The organism is Enterobacter sp. H2G27, from assembly GCF_054403075.1.
This window is the reverse complement of the sequence record NZ_JBSVSI010000001.1, coordinates 1,095,923-1,120,421: the sequence shown is the minus strand read 5'-3', so window position 1 is coordinate 1,120,421 and position 24,499 is coordinate 1,095,923. Positions and strand designations below refer to the sequence as shown.

Sequence of the window (24,499 nt, the reverse complement as noted above, 5' to 3'; positions counted from 1 at the left end):
GTTGTTACCCTTGCTTGCCCGTCCGCCACTGGACGGGCTTTTTTTTGTCTAAAACGCCTGCGCCACACGTTCAAGCCCGGCCTGGACAGATTCCACTTCGCCGGTTGCCAGCAAACAGCAGGCCATCTGCAGCTTGATTGAATGCGGAACAGGAACATTTCCGGCAAGACACTGCTCAATCCAGTGGGCTGTAGTATGGGGATCTTTTGCCTCAGGCAATATCACACCGCTATTCTCTTCCCCGCGTTCCAGAACGGCGCGCGTTCCGGCAGAATCGATCAGCATCACCTGTGGACAGCGCTGCGGGTTCGCATAAACCTCGCCTTCCGTGCCGTGCATCAGTAACGCCCTTGCGCCAATTGCCTCAAAGAACTGCCCCACGCGCGCCACGTATTCCGGATGCGAAACGCTGGAGAGACGCAGGGCGACATCTTCGCCAAACGGCGTGGCCAGTTTCGCCAGCGTGTGCGCGCTGTTGCGCACGCCCATGCGCCAGCGCATATCGAGCTGCTTTTCCAGCGGCGGGCAGAGCGTGCCGACCGGGATATAAACAGGCTGATGGCCATCCAGCTTCGCCTGCGCCTGACCGGCATGACGCGTTGGCTCGATGCCCAGCATCCCGAAAATGGTCTCCGTCAGCACGCGGGTGGGATCTTCGCTAACGCCGTGCACCACCACCGGGAACCCCAGCTTGTGTAACAGGATAGCGAGCAGCGGGGTTAAGTTTGCCTGCTTGCGCGCACCGTTGTAGCTCGGGATCACGATCGGCATCGGTTTTGCCACCGGCGGCGTTAAGCGCAGCGTTTGCGCCTGCATGGCTTCATAGAACCCGCGCATCTCCGCTTCACCTTCGCCTTTGATACGCAGCGCGATCAGAATGCCCCCCATCTCCAGGTCGGGGACGTCGCCCTCCAGCATGCGGGTATAAAGCGCACGCGCGGTTTCATGGTCCAGATCGCGGGCATGATTTTTCCCGCGCCCTACCTCTTTGATAATTTTGCGATAATCCACGACATTTCTCCTTACAGCAGGTTATCAACAATATAGCCCTGATAATGACTCCGCCGTTAGTTTTTTTGGCCGCCCTGCTGAATTTTATAATTAATTGTTTTGTTGAGGAAATTTATTTTGCAAGAATTAATTGAATTATTTGGAAGCCGCGCGGGACCTTTCCCGGTCCGAGTTTTCTGATTAAATAACCAGCGGTGAGTAGTTGAGACATAACTTCGAATAATGCGTGATGCAGAAGTCGAAAGGAGAAATATACAGGTTTAAATATGAAAAAAGTCACTTTAGGTTTATTCATTACTGCCGCGCTGGGATGCTCTGCATCTTCGTTCGCAGCATCCACCGGTGAAGGGCAAATTAACTTCACAGGTGAAATTATCGATTCCGCCTGTCAGGTCGTTAACGGCTTAAGCAGTCCGCTGAATGTTGCGCTGGGCAAAGTATCCAAAACAACATTTACTGGTGTAGGCTCTACCAGCACCTTAACGAAATTTGATATTCAGTTAAAAGACTGCCCGGAAACGGTCACGTCTGCAGCCATTAATTTCGGTGGTACGCCAGATGCGGACAATAACACCACGCTGTCCTTGACCCCGGGTGCGACGACTGCAGCTGGCGTGGCGATTCAGCTGGTTGATTCTTCCGAACAGCCTGTCAGTTTATATACGCCTTCCAAGCAGTACCCTTTAGCTGCTGGAACGACGGTAAATAATCTGGAGTTTGGCGCGCGTTATATTCAGACTCAGGCATCGATCACTGCCGGCCAGGCTAACTCAGCCTCTACTTTTACAGTTATTTATAACTGATACGATCAATGAGGAGATATTCGTCTTCACGCGAAGGCTAATATTTCCTCTTTCATTGAGACAGATTTATGCGACACAGTTATTTATTAAGCGCACTTTTACTGACCGCAGTAACAGCCCATGCAGGTGTGATTATTAATGGCACTCGACTGGTTTATCAGGGAGAGAAAAAAGAGTCTTCGATTGGGATTTCCAATCCGGATGAGATTAACTATCTGGTACAGTCCTGGGTGGATACCGGTTTGAAAAAAGGCGGTAAAGCGCCATTTCTGATTACTCCACCGCTGTTCCGTCTGAACGCTAAAGAAGATAACGTGTTGCGTGTAGTGCGCACCGGCGGAAATATGCCAGAAGACCGCGAGTCGTTGTACTGGTTAAATATTAAAGCCATTCCTTCTTCAAGCCATGAAGAGGGCATTAATACATTACAAATAGCCATTAATACCCGTATTAAATTGCTGTATCGCCCTGCATCGATTAAAGGTAAACCCGAAGCAGTTGCTGACAAACTGGAATGGCACCGCGAAGGCAATGATCTGGTGGTAAACAATCCCACGCCTTTCTATATGAATTTCCAGAGCGTTACGCTGAACGGCCAAAAAGTGGCAAAAGCGACCTGGGCTGTGCCAAATACCTCTACCCGCTTTGCTCTTCCGGTAAATATGCGCGGTAACACCGTAAGCTGGTCGGTCATTACCGATTACGGAAGCATCAGTAAAACCTGGTCTGCATCCGTTCGTTAATACTCTGTTGACGCCTGAATAATCATGTACAGCACAAATAAGCCGCTATTACGTCGACTGCGTGAAATGCTGCCCACTTTTTGTGGAATAGCGGTGACATGCTGCGCGCTGCAGGCCCACGCTGATGATTATTTTAACCCTGCCCTGCTGGATATTGATAATCCAGAGCAGGCAAAGACCGATCTCTCTGTTTATGAAAAAGGTCCCGGTCAGGCGCCAGGTAAATATCAGGTCACGGTGTTCGTCAATAACAATAAAATCGACACCCGTGACGTCCTTTTTACATTACAAAAAGATGCTCAGGGAGAAGATTCCCTGCAGCCTTGCCTGAGTCTGGATGAATTAACGCGTCTGGGCATCAAGACCAAAGATTATCCAACGCTGGCGGCAAAAGGGGAATGCGCGGACCTCAGCGCCATTCCTTCGGCCTCGGCAACTTTCCGCATTAAAAACCAGCAACTACTGCTGAGTATTCCCCAGTCGGCTCTGGGCCAGGTGCCTCGCGGCTACATCGACCCAAAAGAGTATGACGAAGGGATCACCGCGGGCATCCTGAACTATAGCGTTAACGCCAGCCAAAGCCGCGCTCGCCAACAAGGAGAAGCGGACAACAGCAGCCAGTTTATTAACCTGCGCCCCGGTTTTAACATTGGTGCCTGGCGCGTGCGTAATTACATTACCTGGAACCACAATTCGGATGGCGGTCAGGACGACGGCAAGCTGAACACGGTCTACACCTATGCCCAGCGCGATATCGTGGGGCTGAAGAGCGAGCTGACCGTGGGACAGAGCAGCACCCAGGCCGACGTTTTCGACAGTGTCTCTTACACTGGCGCACAGCTGGCTACCGAAAGCGACATGCTGCCGGACAGCGAGCGCGGGTATGCCCCGGTGGTACGCGGTACGGCGCACAGTAACGCCCAGGTGGTGGTTCGCCAGAATGGCTACGTTATCTACCAAAACACCGTCGCCCCGGGCGCGTTTGAGATTAACGATCTCTACCCTACCGGCAGCAGCGGCGATCTGAACGTCACGGTAAAAGAGACCGACGGCAGCGAGAGTCATTTCGTGGTGCCGTTTGCCTCCGTGCCGGTGCTGCAGCGGGAAAAACACCTGAAGTACAGCGTCGCTGCGGGGCGCTACCGTTCATACGATAAAGAGGTTGAGAAGACCCCTTTCGCCCAGGGCAGCGCCATCTATGGCCTGTCACACGGCGTCACCGTTTACGGCGGTACGCAACAAAGTTCGCATTACCACTCCGCCGCGCTCGGTGCAGGGAAAAACTTTGGCGATCTCGGAGCGTTCTCCCTGGACGTTACCCGCGCCAAAGCGTTACTGAAAAAGCGCAAAACCAGCAAAGGACAATCCCTTCGTCTGCGCTACAGCAAAAATTTTACCGCGACCGGCACTAACTTTTCGCTGGCGGGTTATCGCTACAACAGCAAAGGGTTTTATACCCTGCAGGACACCATGGAGTCCTGGACCAGTGCAAACGACTGGTCCGCTCCACAGCAGCGCCGCTCGCGGGCGGAGGCCACCATCGACCAGACCCTGGGCGACAAGTGGGGTTCGGTGACGCTAAGCCTGGTGAAAGAGCGTTACTGGAGCCAGAGTCAGGATATGACCTCCCTGAGCGTTAACTACAACAACAGCTGGCACGGCGTGAGCTATAGCCTGAGCTACAGCGTCAATAAAAACAGCAACGACACGGACGAGGACGGTAAATCCATCAGCTATGACCGACAAATCGGCCTCAACGTGTCGGTTCCACTCGACCGCTGGCTGCCTAACACCTGGGCAAACTACAGCCTGAACAACAGTAAAGACGGCACCACCCACAACCTGGGGCTGAATGGTACCGCGCTGGAGGGAGACAAGCTGAGCTGGAACGTGCAGCAGGGGCTGGACAGCGCCAATAACAACACCGCCACCAGTATGAATGCGGATTACAAAGGCACCTACGGTGAAGTGCACGGCGGCGTAAGCCAGGACAGCCATCAGCACACCGTGAACGCCGGGATCCAGGGCGGCATTGTCGCCCACTCTGACGGCATCACCTTCGGTCAGACCCTGGGAGAAACCGTGGTGCTGATTAAAGCGCCGGGCACGCATGGCACACACGTTGCCAACCAGACGGGCGTGGAAACGGACTATCGCGGCTATACGCTGGTGCCGTTTGTCACTCCGTGGCGTCACACCCCAATTTCGCTGGACACGGAGACACTGCCAGAAGATGCCGACGTGACGCACACCTCGCAGACGGTTACACCAACACGCGGCGCGATAGTTCGTGCCAGCTTCGATACACGCGTGGGCAACCGCGTCTTAATGACGCTGGCCTGGAAAGACAAACCGCTACCCTTCGGCGCAACGGTTACCACGGAAGATAAGAGCAGTGAATTTATCGTCGGTAACGACGGCGTGGTGTATCTCACCGGACTGCCGCAGCACGGACGCCTTTTCGTTTCCTGGGGCAAGGAGGGGAGCGAGCATTGCGTCGCCGATTACGCCCTGATGCAAGAGAAAGATAACACCAACATTATTAACGCTGCGGCGCAGTGTCACTGATTAACACCGGACCGATCATGATGCAGATAGCAAGATCATTTTTCTTACTTTTAGTTCTGGCGACGGCGGCACTCTTTATGCCGCATGCGAAAGCTTCTTGCCAATCGCCGAGCCTGCCCGCGCTACTATCATTAACGTCGATTTCAGTCTCCACCAGCCTGCCCGTAGGTTCGACCATTCCGGGAACTGAACGCACCGTGCACATATCGGGAAACTGTTACTACGCGCCGGATGCGGGTCAGCCAATCATCGCGTGCTACAACGGCTTCGGCAAAGAGATCCCCGGGCTCCCTGGCGTCTATGAAACAGGCGTTGCTGGTATCGGCATCTCGCTAAGAAATGATAAAGGACAGCGCGTGACCGGCGCAGCGGACCAGATTTGTTCGGCGAACATGCCCGTAGGTCAGGTCTCCGGTACGATAAACAGCGACTCTACCATCCCCTTTAGCTTTGACGTGATGCTGGAACTGGTAAAAACCAGCGAAACCGTGGCTTCGGGCGCACTGACAATGAGCAATACGCAATTCAACCTTGCAGTGGGACGCGTTGAGGCCCTGGGTGACCCTAATACCGTCTCTTACTCAGGCAATGTTCAGGTAAAAGCAGTGACCTGTTCGGTGTCACCTAAATCCCTGACCGTCACGCTGGGTGATTTTCCGGTAAGCCGTTTTACCGGTCCGGGAACACTGGTCTCCCAGTCGGTATTCAATATCGGCATGCTCTGCGATCGGGATGTACAGCCGGAAATGATGATCACCAGCGCTAATGGCTATGAAACGAATTTTCCCGGCGTGATCAAATTAACGCCGGAAAGCGGCGTCGCCACCGGCGTGGGGGTGAAAATGCTCTTTAACGGCCAGATACCTGTTTTCGGGCAATATATGAATACCTTTACCGCCTATGCCAATATCCAGTCGCAATATCCCTTCAGCGTCTCTTACGAACAAACCAGTTCGGAGGTGACGCCCGGAACGGCGAATGCCGTCGCAACCATTACGGTAGCCTACAAATGAAAACGTTATTAACCCTTTTACTGCTTGGAGTGGCCAGCCAGAGCCTGGCGGAAGAAATTCAACTCGATGTTCGCGGAAACATTTATGCCAACGCCTGCCAGGTGGACAGCGCCAGCCAGAACCTGACGGTCAATCTGGGCAAAGCGAATACCGGCGATTTTAAGGATGTGGGCGATACCGGACAATGGAAATCATTCGACTTAACCCTGTCGAAATGCCCAACCACTTCCGTGCTGGCCACGGCCACCTTTCACGGTCAGCCAGACAGCCTTCATCCGACTAAATTCGCCAGCACCGGAACCGCGAAAGGACTGGCGCTGGAGCTTGCCGACCCGCAGGACCAGATCTCGCTTGCCCCGGACGCCAGCTTCAGCGTGCTGATCAACCAGAACAATCACACGGCGGATTTCCCGCTGGCCGCCCGCTATTACGCCACCTCATTGCCGGTCACGGCAGGAACGTTCAGCAGCGTGGTGCAGGTGACCTTCATTTACCAGTAGGACCGCGCCCCTTAGCACGGATGCTTTTCTTGCGCCCGGCGGCTGGTTTTGCCGGGCGTTTTTTTACCTCGGGCACCTCTGGCTGTTCGATCGGGAAGATCGGCAGCGCGTTCAGTAGCCGTTGGCCGTAATTTTTGGTGAGCAGGCGTTTATCATAAATCACCACCTCTCCCCAGCAGCCGTGGCTTCGAATCAAGCGACCGACCTGCTGAATGAGGTTAAACGACGCCGCAGGTAAGCTTTGCACCTCAAACGGATAGCGATTGAGGCTTTTCAGCCACTCCCCTTCGGTGATCACCACCGGGCTATCGATAGGCGGGAAGGCGATTTTATGTATATGCACCTGCGTCAGGTAATCGCCCTTCAAATCCAGACCTTCCGCGAAGGACTGTAATCCGACCAGCACGCTGCGCTCGCCGTTATCAATGCGTTTGCGGTGCGTTTCCACCAGCCGGTAGCGCGGCTGATCGCCCTGCACCAGCAGCAATAAACGCAGATCGGTGACGTGTTCGAGGAAGCGCTGCATCGCGCGTCCGCTGGCAAACAGCACCAGCATGCCGGGGTATTTCCTGCTCTCAACCTGTTCACGGAAGTAGGCCGCCATTTCCGCAATGTGCTGCTCTTCGTTGTCGATGAGCGGCTCGTAATTCATGCGCGGGATCACCAGCTTCCCCTGCTCGCAGTGGTTAAACGGCGAGTCCAGCGCGACAAAACGATCGCCCGCTTTCTCTTTAAGCCCGCTCATTTCCTGCAAACGAGAAAAACTGTTCAGGGAGCGCAGCGTGGCGGAGGTGACCACCACGTGCGGTACGCTGCGCCAGATGAGCTTTTCCAGCTGATCGGCCACGCGGATGCCCACGCAGTGGAAAAAGAGATGCACCTGGCCGTCTCGCACTTCACGGGTGGCCCATTTGGTGACCGGCGCGCCCGACGCCTGCGCCATCGAGGCCAGCCGCCAGAGCTTGCTCTGCGCTTCGAACATCCCCAGCGCACGGTTCATTTGCAGAAGGATACGGTGAAGGCGAACAACGTCATGGGTGCCGGTTTTCTCGCTGAGATCGTTCAGGAACATCTCCGCCAGCCCGCGCAGCTTTTCCAGATGCTTCGCCAGCTGCTGGCAGATCTCCATCACCTCGTCCGGCAGTTCGCCCATGGCAAAGCGATGTTCGGCCTCCTGGGTTGCCGGAAGATAAAGATTCAGGATGTTGTTCAGCGACGAGATAAGGCTGTAAACCTCTTCACAGTGGTCGCTCAGACGCTCCGGTACCGCCAGCGGCGGCGTGGTTTTCGGGCGGAACTGCTCCATGCAGGTGGCGACAAGCTTGCAGAAGAGATCCAGCTGCAGGCGGAACCAGGGCGCGGTAATTTCCGCGCTCATCTCCAGCGCGTCGCGCGCCACGTCGGGCAGATGGTGTCCTTCGTCGAGCACCAGCAGCAGGTTTTTCGGCTCCGGCAGCACCGCTTCGCTCTCCAGCGCCGCCATCACCAGGGCGTGGTTAGCCACCACCACTTCGGCTTCCTGAATTTCGCGCCGCGCGACGAAGAACGGGCATTCGCGGTAGTAGTGACAGTTGCGGTTCAGACAGCTGGCTTTGTCGGTGCTGAGCCTGCGCCACAGATCGTCGCTGATGGCTTTATCGGTGTGATCGCGCAGGCCGTCCCACTTATAGCCATCAAGATCGCCTTTCAGCGTTGCGCAGAGCTCCTGCTCGGCTTTGTTGTTTGGCGTGAGATCGTCGTCGAGGAACGCCAACAAATCCTGTTGCGACGCCTCGCTGCTGGCAAGCCCTGCCAGGTTACGCGGGCAGACGTAGCGCCCGCGGCCGAAGGCGGCCGTAAACCGCAGGTCGGGGATGATTTTGCGCAGCAGCGGTAAATCTTTACTAAAGATCTGGTCCTGCAAGGCCACGTTGGCGGTGCTGACCACCAGCGTTTTGTCCTCTTCCCGCGCAATCGCGATGCCGGGAATGAGATACGACAGGGTTTTCCCGACGCCGGTCGGGGCTTCAATCGCCAGATGTCGCCCGTCGTCCCCGGCGAGCGTTTTTGCCACGTCGGCAATCATCTGCCGCTGCGGCGCTCGGGGGATAAAGTCGGGGATCTGCTGTTGTAGCGCCTTATACCATGCGCCAATTTGCGCTTTCAGCGCAGCGGTTAAAGCCATCGGAAAACCTGAAACACTGTATAAACAGCCACTATTGTGGCACTTTCTCTTCTCTGCCGCAAAAGAAAAGCCCGGCTTTACGACCGGGCTTCCATATTACTGCGGGTTAGCAGGTTTACGCGGGCGGCGTCGACGCTGCCCTTCCCCTGCCGGCTTGCCTTCGCCGCTGCGCCACGGGTTTTCGCCGGCCGGTTTGCCGTCGTTGCTACGACGCGGCGGTTTGCCGGATGACTTCGGCGCGCCACCTTCGGCACGACGCGGCTGCTGGCCGCGACCGCCGCCGCCCTGACCGCGACCGCCCTGACGACCGTTCTGAATCGGCTCGGCTTTGATTGACGGGTCCACTTCATAGCCCGGGGTTTCGATGCGCGGGATCTCTTTCTTCAGGAGGCGCTCGATGTCGCGCAGCAGCTTGTGCTCGTCCACGCAAACCAGAGAGAGCGCTTCACCGGTGGCCGCCGCACGGCCGGTACGGCCGATACGGTGCACGTAATCTTCCGGCACGTTTGGCAGCTCGTAGTTCACCACGTGCGGCAGCTCTTCAATGTCGAGGCCACGGGCAGCGATGTCGGTGGCCACCAGCACGCGGATGTCGCCGGACTTGAAGTCCGCCAGCGCACGGGTCCGCGCGCCCTGGCTCTTGTTACCGTGGATCGCCGCACTGCGGATGCCGTCTTTGTTCAGCTGTTCAGCCAGGTGGTTGGCACCGTGCTTGGTGCGGGTAAAGACCAGCACCTGCTGCCAGTTACCCTGGCCTATCATCTGGGAGAGCAGTTCCCGCTTGCGCTTTTTATCCACAAAGTGAACGTGCTGCGTCACCTGCTCGGAGGCGGTGTTGCGGCGCGCCACTTCCACTTCCAGCGGGTTATGCAGCAGCTTTTCCGCCAGCGCCTTGATCTCGTCGGAGAAGGTCGCAGAGAAGAGCAGGTTCTGACGACGTGCAGGCAGCTTGGCCAGCACGCGACGAATATCATGGATGAAGCCCATGTCGAGCATGCGGTCGGCTTCGTCCAGCACCAGAATTTCAATGCTATCGAGCTTCACCGCGTTCTGGTGTTCGAGGTCAAGCAGACGGCCCGGCGTTGCTATCAGCACGTCCACGCCGCCGCGCAGCTTCATCATCTGCGGGTTGATGCTGACGCCACCGAAAACCACCAGCGAGCGAATGTTGAGATAGCGGCTATAGTCACGCACGTTCTCGCCAATCTGCGCGGCCAGCTCGCGGGTTGGGGTGAGGATCAGGGCACGAACCGGACGACGGCCTTTGGCGTGCGGCTGATTTTTTACCAGCAGCTCTAACAGCGGCAGGGTAAAGCCCGCGGTTTTACCGGTGCCGGTCTGGGCGCTGGCCATCAGGTCACGTCCCTGAAGAACGGCGGGGATCGCCTGCTGCTGGATTGGGGTTGGCTCAACGTAGCCCTGCTCTGCGATCGCGCGCAGAATTTCCGGGTTCAGGCCAAGGGAATCAAAAGACATAAAAACTCCGAACCGCCCCGACCATCACAGGTGTAGTTTTCAGGGAGATATAACAATTGAGAGGACAAAAACCACAATGTCGCGAAGGAGCGGAGTGTAGCAGCTTTTGTGACGTGGCGCATAAAATATCCCTCCGCATTCCCTCGACGTTAGCGGGAATCAGGCATAATCTTAATCAATCGATTGATTAATTCTTAATGCCGCCATGAATACGACACCCACAACAACCAAAGGTGAACAGGCCAAAAACCAGCTTATCGCCGCCGCGCTGGCGCAGTTTGGTGAGTACGGCCTGCATGCAACCACGCGCGATATCGCCGCGCTGGCCGGGCAGAACATTGCGGCGATTACCTACTATTTTGGCTCAAAAGAAGATTTATATCTCGCCTGCGCCGAGTGGATTGCCGATTTTATCGGCACGCAGTTTCACCCACACGTAGAGGAAGCCACCGCGCTGCTCGGCCAGCCGTCGCCCGATCGCGAGGCCATCCGCCAGCTGATCCTCAATGCCTGTAACAACATGATCCGCCTGCTGACGCACGACGATACGCTCAACCTGAGCAAGTTTATCTCCCGCGAGCAGCTCTCCCCCACTGCCGCCTACCAGCGGGTACACGATCGGGTCATTGCTCCGATGCATACCCACCTGACCCGGCTGATCGCCGCCTATACCGGGCGGGACGCCAGTGATACCGAGACAATTTTGCATACCCACGCCCTGCTGGGTGAAATTCTGGCCTTCCGTCTGGGCAGGGAAACCATCCTGTTACGCACCGGCTGGACACAATTTGATGAGGATAAAGCCGCGCAGATTAGCCAGGTCATCGCCTGTCATCTCGATCTGATCCTGCAAGGCTTAACGCAAAGGAGCCCGAAGTCATGAAAAAACCTGTCGCCATCGTTCTGGTGGTCGTTGTTTTGCTTGCCGCAGGCGTCGGTGGATGGCTGTGGTATCAAGGCCATCAGGATAAAGGCCTGACGCTGTACGGTAACGTGGATATTCGCACGGTGAACATGAGCTTCCGCGTAGGCGGTCGTCTCGCCTCGCTGAGCGTGGACGAAGGCGATGCCATTAAAAGCGGGCAGACGCTGGGGATGCTGGATAAAGCGCCCTATGAAAATGCGCTGCTGCAGGCCAAAGCGGGCGTGTCCGTCGCCCAGGCGCAGTATGACCTGATGCTGGCTGGCTATCGCGACGAAGAGATCGCCCAGGCCGCCGCCGCCGTTAAGCAGGCGCAAGCCGCCTATGACTACGCGCAGAACTTCTACGCGCGCCAGCAGGGGCTGTGGAAAAGCCGCACTATTTCCGCCAACGATCTGGAAAATGCACGCTCGTCCCGCGACCAGGCGCAGGCAACGCTGAAGTCCGCGCAGGATAAATTAAGCCAGTACCACACCGGTAACCGCCCGCAGGATATCGCCCAGGCGAAGGCCAGCCTTGAACAGGCGCAGGCGCAGCTGGCCCAGGCAGAGCTTGATCTGCACGACACCACCTTGATCGCGCCGTCTGACGGCATGCTGATGACCCGCGCCGTGGAGCCGGGCAGCATGCTCAGCGCGGGCAGCACCGTCTTAACGCTCTCCCTGACCCGCCCGGTGTGGGTCCGCGCCTACGTTGATGAGCCAAACCTTGGCCAGATGCAGCCGGGCCGCGAGCTGCTGCTCTATACCGATGGCCGCCCGGACAAGCCGTATCACGGCAAAGTGGGCTTTGTCTCCCCTACCGCCGAATTCACGCCGAAAACCGTTGAAACACCGGACCTGCGTACCGACCTCGTGTATCGCCTGCGCATCATCGTGACCGATGCGGACGACGCGCTGCGTCAGGGCATGCCCGTCACCGTAAAAGTAGACAACGGGGAACGACATGAATGACGCGGTTATTCAGCTCAATAATCTGGTTAAACGCTTCGCGGGAATGGACAAACCGGCCGTCGCGCCGCTGAACTGCACTATCCAGAAAGGCTATGTGACCGGGCTGGTCGGCCCGGACGGCGCGGGGAAAACTACGCTGATGCGGATGCTGGCCGGGCTGCTGAAGCCGGATGAAGGAAGCGCCAGCGTGCTCGGTCTTGACCCGATCGAGGATGACGGAGCCCTTCACGCCATGCTCGGCTATATGCCGCAGAAGTTTGGCCTGTATGAAGACCTGACGGTGATGGAAAACCTGAACCTGTACGCCGACCTGCGCAGCGTAACCGGCGAAGCCCGACAGAAGACCTTCGCCCGCCTGCTGGCGTTCACCTCCCTCGGCCCGTTCACAGACCGGCTGGCGGGCAAGCTGTCCGGTGGGATGAAGCAGAAGCTGGGGCTGGCCTGCACGCTGGTCGGCGAGCCAAAGGTGCTGCTGCTGGACGAGCCCGGCGTTGGCGTGGACCCGATTTCGCGACGAGAACTGTGGCAGATGGTGCACGAGCTGGCGGGCGACGGGATGCTGATCCTCTGGAGCACCTCCTACCTCGACGAAGCGGAGCAGTGCCGTGACGTACTGCTGATGAACGAAGGCGAACTGCTTTATCAGGGCGAGCCGACGACGCTGACGCAGAGCATGGCCGGGCGCAGCTTTCTGCTGCACAGCCCGCAGGAGTCCAACCGCAGGCTGCTGCAGCGGGTTCTCAAACTGCCGCAGGTCAGCGACGGGATGATTCAGGGCCGCTCGGTACGGGTGATCCTCAAAAAAGAGGTCACAGTCGACGATATTCGCCATGCGCCCGGCATGCCGACGATTGAGATGGAAGAGACCGCGCCGCGCTTTGAGGACGCGTTTATCGACCTGCTGGGCGGCGCGGGCACGTCAGAATCGCCGCTTGGGGCGATTCTGCACACGGTGGAAGGCACGCCGGGCGAAACGGTGATCGAAGCCAAATCCCTCACCAAAAAGTTCGGGGATTTCGCCGCCACCGACAACGTGAATTTTGCCGTGAAGCGCGGTGAGATTTTTGGCCTGCTCGGGCCTAACGGCGCGGGAAAATCGACCACCTTTAAGATGATGTGTGGCCTGCTGGTGCCGACGTCCGGCAAGGCGCTGGTGCTGGATATGGACCTGAAGGTCAGCTCCGGCAAGGCGCGCCAGCACCTGGGCTACATGGCGCAGAAGTTTTCCCTGTATGGCAACCTGACGGTCGAGCAGAATCTGCGCTTTTTCTCCGGCGTGTATGGCCTGCGCGGGCGGGCGCAGAACGACAAAATCCGCCGCATGAGCGATGCCTTCGGGTTAACGAACATTGCTTCACACGCCACCGACGAGCTGCCGCTCGGCTTTAAGCAGCGGCTGGCGCTGGCCTGCTCGCTGATGCACGAGCCGGATATTCTGTTTCTGGATGAACCCACGTCTGGCGTTGATCCCATTACCCGCCGCGAGTTTTGGCTGCATATCAACAGCATGGTGGAAAAAGGCGTGACCGTGATGGTGACCACCCACTTCATGGACGAGGCGGAGTACTGCGACCGCATCGGGCTGGTGTATCGCGGCAAGCTGATTGCCCACGGCACGCCGGACGACCTGAAAAACCAGGCCGCCGACGATGCGGTACCGGACCCGACCATGGAGCAGGCGTTTATCACCCTCATCCACGACTGGGATAAGGAGAATGCCCATGCGCAGTAAGGCCATTTCCTGGCGCCGGGTGCGCGCGCTGTGCGTTAAAGAGACGCGGCAGATCGTGCGTGACCCCAGCAGCTGGCTGATTGCGGTAGTGATCCCCCTGCTGCTGCTGTTTATCTTTGGCTACGGCATTAACCTGGATTCCAGCAAGCTGCGGGTCGGGATTTTGCTGGAGCAGCAGAGCAAAGAGGCGCTGGACTTTACCCACGCCATGACCGGTTCGCCCTACATTGACGCCACCATCAGCGACAATCGTCAGGAACTGATCCAGAAGATGCAGGCCGGGAAGATTCGCGGTCTGATCGTCATTCCGGTGAATTTTGCCGCCAACATGGCGCGGGCAAATACCGATGCGCCGATCCAAGTGATTACCGACGGCAGCGAGCCAAACACCGCGAACTTCGTGCAGGGCTACGCGGAGGGGATCTGGCAGCTGTGGCAAATGCAGCGGGCGGAAGATCGGGGTGAAGAATTTAAACCGCTGATCGACGTACAGACCCGCTACTGGTTTAACCCCGCCGCCATCAGCCAGCACTTTATTATTCCGGGCGCGGTGACGATTATCATGACGGTGATTGGCGCGATCCTAACCTCGCTGGTGATCGCCCGCGAGTGGGAGCGCGGCACCATGGAGGCGCTGCTTTCAACCGAAGTGACGCGCGTCGAGCTGCTGCTGTGCAAGCTTATTCCCTACTACTTCCTCGGCATGCTGGCGATGCTGCTCTGTATGCTGGTGTCCGTCTTTATCCTCGGCGTGCCGTATCGCGGCTCGCTGGTCGTGCTGTTCTTTATCACCAGCCTGTTTTTACTCAGCACGCTTGGCATGGGGTTACTCATCTCCACCATCACCCGCAACCAGTTTAACGCCGCGCAGGTGGCGCTGAACGCCGCTTTTCTGCCGTCAATAATGCTCTCAGGGTTTATCTTCCAGATAGACAGTATGCCTGCCGTCATCCGCGCCGTGACCTACATTATCCCGGCGCGCTACTTCGTGAGCACGCTGCAAAGCCTGTTCCTGGCGGGGAATATTCCGGTAGTGCTGATTATCAACACGCTGTTTTTAATGGCGTCGGCGGTGATGTTTATCGGTTTGACGTGGATGAAAACCAAACGGCGGTTAGATTAAGGAGCGCGCATGTTTCACCGTTTATGGACGTTAATACGCAAAGAGCTGCAATCCCTGCTGCGCGAGCCGCAAACCCGCGCCATTCTGGTCTTGCCGGTGCTGATCCAGGTATTACTGTTCCCGTTTGCCGCCACGCTGGAGGTGACCAACGCCACCATTGCCATTTACAACGAAGACAACGGCAAACACTCCGTCGAGCTAACGCAGCGCTTTGCGCGTGCGAAAGCCTTTACCCACATCCTGCTGCTGAAAAGCCCGCAGGAGATCCAGCCCACCATCGACACGCAAAAAGCGCTGCTGCTGGTGCGGTTCCCGGCGGATTTTTCCCGTAATCTGGATACCTTCCAGACCGCGCCGATGCAGCTGATCCTCGACGGGCGTAACTCCAACAGCGCCCAGATAGCCGCCAACTATCTGCAGCAGGTGGTGAAGGATTACCAGCAGGAGCTGATGGACGGCAAACCGAAGCCCAACAACAGCGAGCTGGTGGTGCGCAACTGGTATAACCCGAATCTGGACTACAAGTGGTTCGTGGTGCCGTCGCTAATCGCCATGATCACCACCATCGGGGTGATGATTGTGACCTCTCTCTCCGTCGCCCGCGAGCGTGAACAGGGCACGCTGGATCAGCTGCTGGTCTCCCCGCTCGCCACCTGGCAAATTTTCGTCGGCAAAGCGGTGCCGGCGCTGATCGTCGCGACGTTCCAGGCCACCATCGTGCTGGGAGTCGGTATTTGGGCCTATCAGATCCCGTTCGCAGGTTCGCTGGCGCTGTTTTACTTCACGATGGTGATTTACGGGCTGTCGCTGGTGGGGTTTGGGCTGCTGATCTCGGCGCTCTGCTCGACGCAGCAGCAGGCGTTTATCGGGGTATTCGTCTTTATGATGCCCGCGATTTTGCTCTCGGGCTATGTTTCTCCCGTCGAGAACATGCCGGTATGGCTACAGGATCTGACGTGGGTAAATCCGATTCGACACTTTACGGACATCACCAAGCAAATCTATCTGAAGGATGCGAGTCTGGATATCGTCTGGGGAAGTTTGTGGCCACTACTGGTCATAGCGGCCACGACGGGCTCAGTGGCGTACGCGATGTTTAGACGCAACATCGCGTAGCTTTTTCTCTTTGGTCAGCAACGAGACCACCGCAGGCCCTGCGAGGATAGCCAGACCCGCCAGGGCCAGCAGCAGGTTGTTTTGCAGCACGCGTGACAGCAGCCACAGAACAATCATCGCCGCACCAAAGTACCAGGTGGTGGTGAGCTCTTCGAGCACGTCACCCACCTCGCGCCAGCGCGCTTCATGGTGGCGCTGTAAGAACAGCATCGACAGCACGGTGACGCCGTAAAGGACGCATAGCCCCAGGCCAACGCGCACCAGCGTGCCGCTCATCCAGCCCATCACCAGTACGGCCACGACCAGTAAATGCAACATTATCTGCCAGCAACTCAGGCCAGTTGCGACACGAACACGTTGTTGCCACTTCATGGCTTCTCTCCTGAAGGATTTTTCTCTGCTTAATCAGACTACCGCACTTTACGGAAAATTCCGTAACGCCGCATCTTTTTGTGACGCCGACTACACTTTATTTTCATTGGGATAGTCACTCAGGAAGGAGCTTATGACGAAAAAAATGCAGCATTTCTCGCTTAAGGTGCTGACGATAAACATTCATAAGGGCTTCACAGCATTTAATCGCCGCTTCATTTTACCGGAGCTGCGCGACGCGGTGCGCACCGTCAGCGCGGATATTGTCTGCCTGCAGGAGGTGATGGGCGCACATGAAGTGCATCCGCTTCACTTTGAGAACTGGCCCGACACGCCGCACTATGAGTTTCTGGCCGACACCATGTGGAGTGATTACGCCTACGGCCGCAACGCGGTCTATCCGGAAGGGCATCACGGCAACGCGGTGCTGTCGCGTTATCCCATTGAACATTATGAAAACCGCGACGTTTCCGTCGGGGAGAGCGAAAAACGCGGCCTGCTCTACTGCCGCATTACGCCTCCCGACCTTGAGCTGCCCATCCATGTCGGCTGCGTTCACCTGGGCCTGCGCGAAGCCCATCGTCAGGCGCAGCTGAAAATGCTGGCCGAATGGACCAATGCGCTTCCCGAAGGTGAACCGGTGGTGGTCGCGGGCGACTTCAACGACTGGCGACAGCGGGCAAATCATCCGCTAAAGGTGGAGGCCGGACTGGAGGAGGTTTTTACGCGCGCCAACGGCAGGCCTGCGCGCACGTTTCCGGTCCGTTTCCCGCTGCTGCGGCTTGACCGCATCTATGTGAAAAATGCCCACGCCAGCAGCCCAACCGCCCTGGCGCTCCTCAACTGGCGGCATCTTTCCGACCATGCGCCGCTCAGCGCGGAGATCCACCTATGAAATGTTCCTGGCAGGAAGGCAACCGGATCACGCTGCTGGTCAACGGGGACGAGTATTACCCGGCCGTGTTTAAGGCGATTGATAATGCCCAGCAGAAGGTGATCCTCGAAACCTTTATCTGGTTCGAAGACAACGTCGGCAAGCAGCTGCACAGCGTGCTGCTGCGCGCCGCCCAGCGCGGCGTCAAAATTGAAGTGCTGCTGGATGGCTATGGCTCGCCGGACCTCAGCGATGCGTTCGTCAACGAACTGACCACCGCGGGGGTGGTGTTCCGCTACTACGATCCCGGCCCTCGCCTTTTCGGCATGCGGACCAACCTTTTCCGCAGGATGCACCGCAAAATTGTGGTGGTGGATGAGACGGTGGCGTTTGTTGGCGGCATTAACTACTCCGCGGAGCATATGTCCGACTACGGCCCGGAAGCGAAGCAGGATTACGCCATTCGCATTGAAGGCCCGGTAGTGCAGGACATTTTGCTGTTTGAGCTGGAGAACCTGCCGGGGAAAGAGGCCGTTCGCCGCTGGTGGCGACGACGTCATCGCCCGGAAGAGAACCGGAAGCCAGGCGAAGCGCAGGCCCTTTTCGTCTGGCGTGATAACGGCGAGCACCGGGACGATATCGAACGTCATTATCTCAAGATGCTCGCCAACGCGAAGCGCGAAGTGATTATTGCTAACGCCTACTTTTTCCCCGGCTATCGCCTGCTGCACGCCATGCGCAATGCGGCCCGGCGCGGGGTACGCGTGAAGCTGATTGTACAGGGCGAACCGGATATGCCGATCGTCAAAGTCGGGGCGCGGCTGCTTTATAACTATCTGGTGAAGGGCGGCGTACAGATCTACGAATACCGCCGTCGGCCGCTGCACGGCAAAGTCGCGCTGATGGACGATCACTGGGCCACCGTGGGCTCCAGTAACCTCGATCCGCTGAGCCTGTCGCTGAATCTTGAAGCCAACCTGATCATTCACGATCGTCAGTTTAATCAGACCCTGCGGGATAACCTGCAGGCGCTAATCGTCAATGACTGCGTGCGTGTGGATGAGTCCATGGTTCCCAAACGCACCTGGTGGAACCTGGGCATCAGCGTGGTGGTGTTCCACTTCCTGCGGCATTTCCCGGCGATGGTCGGCTGGCTGCCGGCGCATACGCCGAAGCTGGCGCAGGTGGACCCGCCGGTACAACCCGAAATGGAAACCCAGGACCGCATAGAAGCGGAAGATGGAGGCAAACCCTGATGTCGAAATCGCATCCACGCTGGCGGCTGGCAAAAAAGATCCTGACATGGCTGTTTTTTATTGCGGTCGCGGTTCTGCTGGTGGTCTACGCGCAGAAAGTTGACTGGGAAGAGGTGTGGAAGGTTATCCGCAACTATAACCGGATGGTGCTGCTGGGCGCTGCAGGGTTGGTCATTGTGAGCTACCTGATGTACGGCTGCTATGACCTGCTGGGTCGCGCCTACTGCGGCCACAAGCTGGCCAAACGTCAGGTGATGCTGGTGTCGTTTATCTGCTACGCCTTTAACCTGACGCTGAGCACCTGGGTTGGGGGGATTGGCATGCGCTATCGCCTCTACTCGCGGCTCGGCCTGCCGGGCGGGACCATCACGCGCATTTTCTCGTTAAGCATCACCACCAACTGGCTGGGCTATATTTTGCTCGGCGGGGTGATCTTCACCATCGGCGTGGTGCAGCTGCCCGCGCACTGGTATATCGATGAGGCCACTCTGCGCATTCTGGGCATCGTACTGCTGCTGATCATCGCCGTGTATCTGTGGGCCTGCGCGTTTGCCAGACGCCGCCATATGACCATCAAGGGGCAAAAGCTGGTGCTGCCCTCGTGGAAGTTTGCGGTGCTGCAGATGGCGGTCTCTAGCGCCAACTGGATGGCGATGGGGGCCATTATCTGGCTGCTAATCGGCGAGGACGTGAACTACTTCTTCGTGCTGGGCGTGCTGCTGGTGAGCAGCATTGCCGGGGTGATTGTGCATATTCCGGCGGGGATCGGCGTGCTGGAAGCGGTATTTATTGCCCTGCTGGCCGGGGAGCATGTCTCTCAGGGAACGATTATTGCGGCCCTGCTGGCGTACCGCATGCTGTATTACTTCCTGCCGCTGGCGCTGGCAACGGTCTGCTATCTGGTTCTGGAGAGCCGGGCGAAAAAGCTGCGGGCGAAGAATGAGAGGATGCTCGCGAAGTGAATAAGTCGGGTGGCGGCTTCGCCTTACCCGACCTACGGTTCGCGCTTCGCAGGACGGGTAAGGCGAAGCCGCCACCCGGCAAAGCAATCTTAACGACGGTTGCCAAGAATTCGCAGCAGCATCAGGAACAGGTTGATGAAGTCCAGATACAGCGTCAGCGCGCCCAGAATCGAGTATTTGCGCAGGTTGGAACTGTCGCGCACGTCGATCTGCTCACCGATGTTTTTCAGCTTCTGGGTGTCATAGGCCGTTAACCCCACGAAGAGTACCACCCCGATATAGGTCACAGCCCACATCAGCGCGTCGCTCTTCAGCCACAGGTTCACCAGCGACGCCAGCACAATCCCGATCAGCCCCATAAACAGCATGCTGCCGAAGCCGCTCAGATCGCGCTTCGTGGTGTAACCGTACAGGCTCATCGCACCAAACATCCCGCCGGTCACCACGAAGGTGCTGGCGATGGATGAATAGGTGTAAACGATGAAAATACTGGAAAGCGTCAGGCCCGTTAGCGCCGAATAGAGCATAAACAGGGTCGTTGCCATGCCGGCACTCAGCTTGTGCACCAGACCAGAAAGCACAAACACCAGCGCCAGCTGCGCGATAATCAGCCCAAAGAAGGTGATTTTGCTGGAGAAGATAAACATCATCAGCTCCGGCGTGTTCGCTGCATACCACGCGATAAACGCGGTAAGCAGCAGGCCAACCGTCATCCAGCCATACACCTGAGCCATATACGTCTGCAGGCCGCTACGGGTCTGCTGTACTATTGAATCGGAACGCGGAAATCGGTCCATGATTCACTCCTGATTAAGATTAAGTAGACACACTCGTTAAGAGTAACACATCCACGTAAACCAACTACCAACGGCTGGCGGCCTGCTTATCGCTGTCGCGAGATTCTACCCAGCGATCCCCTTCCGGCGTGGCTTCGCGCTTCCAGAACGGGGCTTTGGTTTTGAGGAAATCCATAATGAACTCCCCTGCCGCAAACGCGCTGCCGCGGTGGGCGCTGGTCACGCCGACGAAGACAATCTCCTCGCCGGGCCACATCTCGCCGATACGGTGAATAACCGTGACGCGCCCGAGCGGCCAGCGGCCTCGCGCCTCGTCGACAATCTCCGCCAGCGATTTCTCCGTCATGCCGGGATAGTGCTCCAGCGTCAGCGCCTTCACGCTGTCACCGAGGTTGTGATTGCGCACCTTGCCGGTAAAGGTCACGACCGCGCCGTCTTCATCGCGTTCCGCCAGCCAGCCGTATTCGGTCCCTACGTTAAAACGCTCAGGACTCACCAGAATTCGGGTTTCAGCCATCTTAGCCCCCTGTCACCGGCGGGAAGAAGGCCACTTCATCCCCTGCGTTCAGCGGATGGGTGAATTCCACCAGCGTCTGGTTAACGGCGGCCAGCAGCTTGCCTTCGTCGAGCGCCAGCGCCCAGCGGTCGCTTTGTGCCGCCAGATGCGCGCGCAGGGCAGCAACGTTATCAAAAGACGCATCCAGCGTCAGGCTATCGGTATTCACCAGCTCGCGCACCTGCGCAAAAAAGAGCACCTTAATCATGGCTGTCCACCTTAAAATCACCGGATTTGCCACCGCTTTTCGCCAGCAGACGCACCGGGCCAATCACCATATCTTTCTGCACCGCTTTGCACATGTCGTAGATGGTCAGCGCGGCAACGGAGGCCGCCGTCAGCGCCTCCATCTCCACGCCGGTTTTGCCGGTTAAGCGGCAGAGTGACTCAATGCGCACGCGATTGTGCTCCGGCTGCGCCTGCAGGTTCACTTCCACTTTGCTCAGCATCAGCGGATGGCACAGCGGAATGAGATCCCAGGTCCGTTTGGCGGCCTGAATTCCCGCAATGCGCGCGGTTGCAAACACGTCACCCTTATGATGGCTGCCGTCGATAATCATCGCCAGCGTCTCCGGCAGCATGGTGACGAACGCTTCCGCGCGCGCCTCGCGCACCGTTTCCGCTTTGGCGGAAACATCCACCATATGCGCTTCACCGGCGGCGTTAATGTGGGTCAGTTGTGACATAGCTTATTTCTTTAAATGGGGATGGAAATTACACGGACGGGTACGGGCATCCAGCTGCGGGGCGATGATGTTTTCCCACGCGGTGCGGCAGGCTTTGGTCGAGCCCGGCATGGCGAAAATCAGGGTTTTGTTAGCCACGCCCGCCACGGCGCGCGATTGAAGCGTGGAGGTACCAATCTCTTCAAAGGAGAGCATGCGGAACACTTCGCCGAAGCCTTCCACCTCGCGGTCGAACAGCGGGATTAGCGCTTCGGGGGCCTGATCGCCTGCAGTAAAGCCGGTGCCGCCGGTGATCAGCACCACCTGAACTTCATCGCTGGCGATCCACTGAGAGACCTGCGCGCGAATGGCGTAGCGGTTCTCCTTCACGATCGCTTTATCAACGATGTTATGTCCTGCGTCATGGGCCGCATCGCGCAGCCAGTGGCCGGAGGTATCATCCTCTTCGCCACGGCGGTCGGAAACGGTAAGAATAGCAATGCGTGTCGGGATAAATTCTGCGCTTACCTGACTCATCTTCTGATTCCTTCTTAAGCCTGATTACCCGCCGATGTAGGACAGGTTCTGAGTAATACCGGTATTGCCCTGATGCAGGAAGTGGGTCTGTTTTTTATGCGTCAGCGCTTCAGAAATGCGTGCTTCAAGCGCGTCCTGCTGAGCATCGTCTTCCAGCAGATCGCGAAGGTCCACGCCGCCGTCGCCGAACAGGCAGAGATGGAGCTTGCCCACGGAGGAGACGCGCAGGCGGTTGCAGCTGGCACAGAAGTCTTTCTCGTAAGGCATGATAAGCCCAATTTCGCCTTCGTAATCAGGATGGCAGAAGACCTGCGCCGGACCGTCGCTGCGCTGGCGGATCTGGTGGATCCAGCCGCGTCTCAGCAGCTCGTCGCGCAGCACCATGCCGGAGATGTGATGGCGGCGAAACAGCTCGCTGCCCTCGCCGGTTTCCATCAGCTCGATAAAACGCAGCTGAATGGGGCGGGATTGGATCCACGCCAGGAAGGTGTCCAGCTGATGATGGTTTACATCGCGCAGCAGCACCGTGTTGACTTTGACTTTTTCGAAGCCGGCCGCAAATGCAGCATCGATACCGTCCATGACCTGCTGGAATTTATCCTGGCCGGTAATGGCGTGGAACTGGCGGGCATCCAGACTGTCCACGCTGACGTTAATGGCGGTTAGGCCCGCATCGCGCCAGGTGGCCACGTCACGCGCCATACGGTAACCGTTGGTGGTCACCGCAATCTGGCGGATACGTTCGTTTTCACGCACGGCGGCAATGATGTCGGGGAAATCGCGGCGCAGCGAGGGTTCACCGCCGGTAAGGCGAACTTTTTCGGTGCCGAGCTCAGAGAAGGCGCGCGTGACGCGGCGCACTTCATCCACGGAGAGAAAGCCGTTATTGGTAACGCTGCCCGGTTTGTAGCCGTCGGGCAGGCAGTAGGTGCAACGGAAGTTGCACACATCGGTAATCGACAGACGTAAGTAATAAAACTTACGCGCGAAAGCATCAGTAAGTTGTGAAGCCATGTACACCTTTCCAGATCGGGAGGCACAGTCATTTCTTTCTGTACCCTGGTGGCAAATTCGCCACGGCCAGAGCGCCATATCTTTCGACACAGGCACAAGGGCTAGAGTGTATGTTTTCATTTTTGAAAACGTGGTTAGGGCGATAGTAGCGCGGAAATTCTCACGGCGCCATTGTCGCCTTTCGCTATATAATTACGTATATAGCGAATCAATCCTGCATTTTCGCTACAGAATACCTAAAAACCGCATATTCACATTGATATACGTCATTTTGCATCGGGTGAGGCATCGTCTTTTAGGGGTAGTTAGGTTACTGTTACGCGATCGAACGTGATAAGGAATACGTATGCGCAATCGCACTTTTGCGGATCTTGACCGAGTGGTCGCTCTTGGCGGAGGACACGGCTTAGGCCGGGTTATGTCCTCTTTATCGTCACTCGGCTCAAGGCTGACAGGGATAGTGACTACCACCGATAACGGCGGCTCAACCGGGCGCATTCGTCGTGCCGAAGGCGGCATTGCCTGGGGAGATATGCGCAACTGCCTGAACCAGTTAATTACCGAGCCGAGCGTCGCATCGGCGATGTTTGAGTACCGTTTTGGCGGCAATGGCGAACTTTCCGGGCATAACCTTGGAAATCTGATGTTAAAGGCATTGGATCACCTGAGCGTACGGCCTCTGGAAGCCATTAACTTGATCCGTAATCTGCTGAAAGTGGACGCATTCCTGATCCCCATGTCTGAACAACCGGTTGACTTAATGGCAATCGACGCCGAAGGGCACGAAGTTTACGGCGAGGTGAATATCGACCAGCTCCTCCTGCCGCCAGCGGAGTTGATGACCTATCCGAGCGTGCCCGCCACGCGAGAAGCGGTGGAGGCCATCGGGGAAGCGGATCTTATCCTGATCGGTCCGGGCAGTTTTTACACCAGCCTGATGCCCATTCTGCTGGTGAAAGAGCTGGCGCAGGCGCTGCGCCGCACTCCTGCCCCGATGGTTTACATCGGCAATTTAGGCCGTGAGCTGAGTCCGGCAGCCGCAAGCCTGTCGCTGGCGGATAAACTCAGCCTGATGGAGCATTACGTCGGTAAGAAGATCATTGACGGCGTGGTGGTTGGGCCGAAGGTGGATGTGTCCGGCATCGGCGATCGTGTGGTGATTCAGGAGCCGCTGGAGGCTTCAGACATTAAATATCGCCACGATCGCCATCTGCTGCGCGAGGCGCTGGAGAAGGCGATTCAGGCGCTGGGCTGACAATAAAACCCGGTGGCGCTGCGCTTAGCGGAGCGACAAAAGGCGCGAATCCCGCAGGCCCGGTAAGCGCAGCGCCACCGGGCAAAA

24 protein-coding genes and 1 riboswitch are annotated in these 24,499 nt (G+C 57.5%); of the genes, 14 read left to right on the top strand and 10 right to left on the bottom strand.

Annotated elements, in window-relative coordinates; all coding sequences use genetic code 11:
- Positions 1–48 precede the first annotated feature (48 nt).
- The gene (ybiB, locus tag ACW9E7_RS05270; protein WP_458727356.1) at positions 49–1,011 is read right to left on the bottom strand and encodes a DNA-binding protein YbiB; all 963 of its coding nucleotides are present in this window, start codon (positions 1,009–1,011) and stop codon (positions 49–51) included.
- Between the two features lie 266 nt (positions 1,012–1,277).
- Between ybiB and ACW9E7_RS05265 the strand changes: the two genes are divergently transcribed.
- The 5 genes from ACW9E7_RS05265 (at position 1,278) to ACW9E7_RS05245 (ending at position 6,638) form a co-directional block, all read left to right on the top strand.
- Positions 1,278–1,814, top strand: coding sequence for a fimbrial protein (locus ACW9E7_RS05265; RefSeq protein ID WP_252092664.1), 537 nt, complete (start codon positions 1,278–1,280; stop codon positions 1,812–1,814).
- Positions 1,815–1,882: 68 nt separating this feature from the next.
- On the top strand, positions 1,883–2,557 hold the full coding sequence (locus ACW9E7_RS05260; protein ID WP_320739404.1) for a fimbrial biogenesis chaperone: 675 nt from the start codon (positions 1,883–1,885) through the stop codon (positions 2,555–2,557).
- A gap of 24 nt (positions 2,558–2,581) precedes the next feature.
- Entirely contained in the window at positions 2,582–5,125 is a 2,544-nt protein-coding gene (locus ACW9E7_RS05255; protein ID WP_458727355.1) for a fimbria/pilus outer membrane usher protein, read from the top strand.
- A 20-nt stretch (positions 5,126–5,145) separates the two neighbouring features.
- Entirely contained in the window at positions 5,146–6,138 is a 993-nt protein-coding gene (locus ACW9E7_RS05250; protein WP_458728369.1) for a fimbrial protein, read from the top strand.
- On the top strand, positions 6,135–6,638 hold the full coding sequence (locus tag ACW9E7_RS05245) for a fimbrial protein (RefSeq protein WP_133294035.1): 504 nt from the start codon (positions 6,135–6,137) through the stop codon (positions 6,636–6,638). The genes ACW9E7_RS05250 and ACW9E7_RS05245 overlap by 4 nt, the downstream gene beginning before the upstream one ends.
- Here ACW9E7_RS05245 and dinG read toward each other — a convergent pair.
- Positions 6,625–8,802 (bottom strand): ATP-dependent DNA helicase DinG, encoded by a 2,178-nt coding sequence (dinG, locus tag ACW9E7_RS05240; RefSeq protein ID WP_133294034.1) that lies wholly within the window; start codon positions 8,800–8,802, stop codon positions 6,625–6,627. The two genes, ACW9E7_RS05245 and dinG, sit on opposite strands and share 14 nt — an antisense overlap.
- Before the next feature lie 96 nt (positions 8,803–8,898).
- On the bottom strand, positions 8,899–10,278 hold the full coding sequence (rhlE, locus tag ACW9E7_RS05235) for an ATP-dependent RNA helicase RhlE (protein WP_133294033.1): 1,380 nt from the start codon (positions 10,276–10,278) through the stop codon (positions 8,899–8,901).
- 205 nt (positions 10,279–10,483) lie between these two features.
- Between rhlE and cecR the strand changes: the two genes are divergently transcribed.
- From cecR to ACW9E7_RS05210, 5 genes are read left to right on the top strand one after another with little or no spacing between them, the layout of a single operon-like run.
- Complete coding sequence (gene cecR / locus ACW9E7_RS05230) at positions 10,484–11,161, top strand: transcriptional regulator CecR (protein WP_115874548.1); 678 nt, start codon at positions 10,484–10,486, stop codon at positions 11,159–11,161.
- A complete protein-coding gene (gene hlyD / locus ACW9E7_RS05225; RefSeq protein WP_458727354.1) occupies positions 11,158–12,153 on the top strand; it encodes a secretion protein HlyD in 996 nt (331 codons plus the stop codon). Before cecR ends, hlyD begins: the two co-directional genes overlap by 4 nt.
- On the top strand, positions 12,146–13,885 hold the full coding sequence (locus tag ACW9E7_RS05220; RefSeq protein ID WP_458727353.1) for an ATP-binding cassette domain-containing protein: 1,740 nt from the start codon (positions 12,146–12,148) through the stop codon (positions 13,883–13,885). Before hlyD ends, ACW9E7_RS05220 begins: the two co-directional genes overlap by 8 nt.
- Complete coding sequence (locus tag ACW9E7_RS05215) at positions 13,875–15,008, top strand: ABC transporter permease (RefSeq protein ID WP_458727352.1); 1,134 nt, start codon at positions 13,875–13,877, stop codon at positions 15,006–15,008. The genes ACW9E7_RS05220 and ACW9E7_RS05215 overlap by 11 nt, the downstream gene beginning before the upstream one ends.
- A 9-nt stretch (positions 15,009–15,017) precedes the next feature.
- Complete coding sequence (locus ACW9E7_RS05210; RefSeq protein WP_039261395.1) at positions 15,018–16,124, top strand: ABC transporter permease; 1,107 nt, start codon at positions 15,018–15,020, stop codon at positions 16,122–16,124.
- On the opposite strand, the gene ACW9E7_RS05205 is transcribed toward ACW9E7_RS05210, so the two are convergent.
- Entirely contained in the window at positions 16,086–16,496 is a 411-nt protein-coding gene (locus ACW9E7_RS05205; RefSeq protein ID WP_023334980.1) for a YbhQ family protein, read from the bottom strand. The two genes, ACW9E7_RS05210 and ACW9E7_RS05205, sit on opposite strands and share 39 nt — an antisense overlap.
- 133 nt (positions 16,497–16,629) lie before the next feature.
- Between ACW9E7_RS05205 and ACW9E7_RS05200 the strand changes: the two genes are divergently transcribed.
- Genes ACW9E7_RS05200 through ACW9E7_RS05190 form a run of 3 tightly spaced genes read left to right on the top strand, consistent with a single transcriptional unit; the run spans position 16,630 to position 19,588 of the window.
- Positions 16,630–17,391, top strand: coding sequence for an endonuclease/exonuclease/phosphatase family protein (locus ACW9E7_RS05200; RefSeq protein ID WP_115874543.1), 762 nt, complete (start codon positions 16,630–16,632; stop codon positions 17,389–17,391).
- Positions 17,388–18,626, top strand: coding sequence for a cardiolipin synthase ClsB (clsB, locus tag ACW9E7_RS05195; protein ID WP_111963823.1), 1,239 nt, complete (start codon positions 17,388–17,390; stop codon positions 18,624–18,626). The genes ACW9E7_RS05200 and clsB overlap by 4 nt, the downstream gene beginning before the upstream one ends.
- A complete protein-coding gene (locus ACW9E7_RS05190) occupies positions 18,626–19,588 on the top strand; it encodes a lysylphosphatidylglycerol synthase transmembrane domain-containing protein (RefSeq protein ID WP_115874542.1) in 963 nt (320 codons plus the stop codon). The genes clsB and ACW9E7_RS05190 overlap by 1 nt, the downstream gene beginning before the upstream one ends.
- Before the next feature lie 89 nt (positions 19,589–19,677).
- Here the strand turns inward: ACW9E7_RS05190 and ACW9E7_RS05185 are convergent, their stop codons facing one another.
- The 6 genes from ACW9E7_RS05185 to moaA all read right to left on the bottom strand — a co-directional run bounded on the left by ACW9E7_RS05185 (position 19,678) and on the right by moaA (position 23,157).
- On the bottom strand, positions 19,678–20,385 hold the full coding sequence (locus ACW9E7_RS05185; protein WP_008501145.1) for a Bax inhibitor-1/YccA family protein: 708 nt from the start codon (positions 20,383–20,385) through the stop codon (positions 19,678–19,680).
- A gap of 64 nt (positions 20,386–20,449) precedes the next feature.
- Positions 20,450–20,902 carry a molybdopterin synthase catalytic subunit MoaE gene (moaE, locus tag ACW9E7_RS05180; RefSeq protein WP_045403777.1) on the bottom strand — a complete coding sequence of 151 codons (453 nt, stop codon included), beginning with the start codon at positions 20,900–20,902 and terminating at the stop codon, positions 20,450–20,452.
- Position 20,903: 1 nt separating this feature from the next.
- Positions 20,904–21,149, bottom strand: a complete 246-nt coding sequence (gene moaD, locus ACW9E7_RS05175) for a molybdopterin synthase sulfur carrier subunit (protein ID WP_111963820.1) — start codon at positions 21,147–21,149, stop codon at positions 20,904–20,906.
- Positions 21,142–21,627, bottom strand: coding sequence for a cyclic pyranopterin monophosphate synthase MoaC (gene moaC / locus ACW9E7_RS05170; RefSeq protein ID WP_008501142.1), 486 nt, complete (start codon positions 21,625–21,627; stop codon positions 21,142–21,144). The genes moaD and moaC overlap by 8 nt, the downstream gene beginning before the upstream one ends.
- 3 nt (positions 21,628–21,630) lie before the next feature.
- Complete coding sequence (gene moaB / locus ACW9E7_RS05165; RefSeq protein ID WP_115874539.1) at positions 21,631–22,143, bottom strand: molybdenum cofactor biosynthesis protein B; 513 nt, start codon at positions 22,141–22,143, stop codon at positions 21,631–21,633.
- Positions 22,144–22,167: 24 nt separating this feature from the next.
- The gene (gene moaA, locus ACW9E7_RS05160) at positions 22,168–23,157 is read right to left on the bottom strand and encodes a GTP 3',8-cyclase MoaA (protein WP_458727351.1); all 990 of its coding nucleotides are present in this window, start codon (positions 23,155–23,157) and stop codon (positions 22,168–22,170) included.
- A riboswitch (molybdenum cofactor riboswitch) is annotated at positions 23,145–23,278 on the bottom strand. (Overlaps the previous gene by 13 nt.)
- Before the next feature lie 225 nt (positions 23,279–23,503).
- Between moaA and yvcK the strand changes: the two genes are divergently transcribed.
- A complete protein-coding gene (yvcK, locus tag ACW9E7_RS05155) occupies positions 23,504–24,412 on the top strand; it encodes a uridine diphosphate-N-acetylglucosamine-binding protein YvcK (RefSeq protein ID WP_127730109.1) in 909 nt (302 codons plus the stop codon).
- Positions 24,413–24,499: the final 87 nt, after the last annotated feature.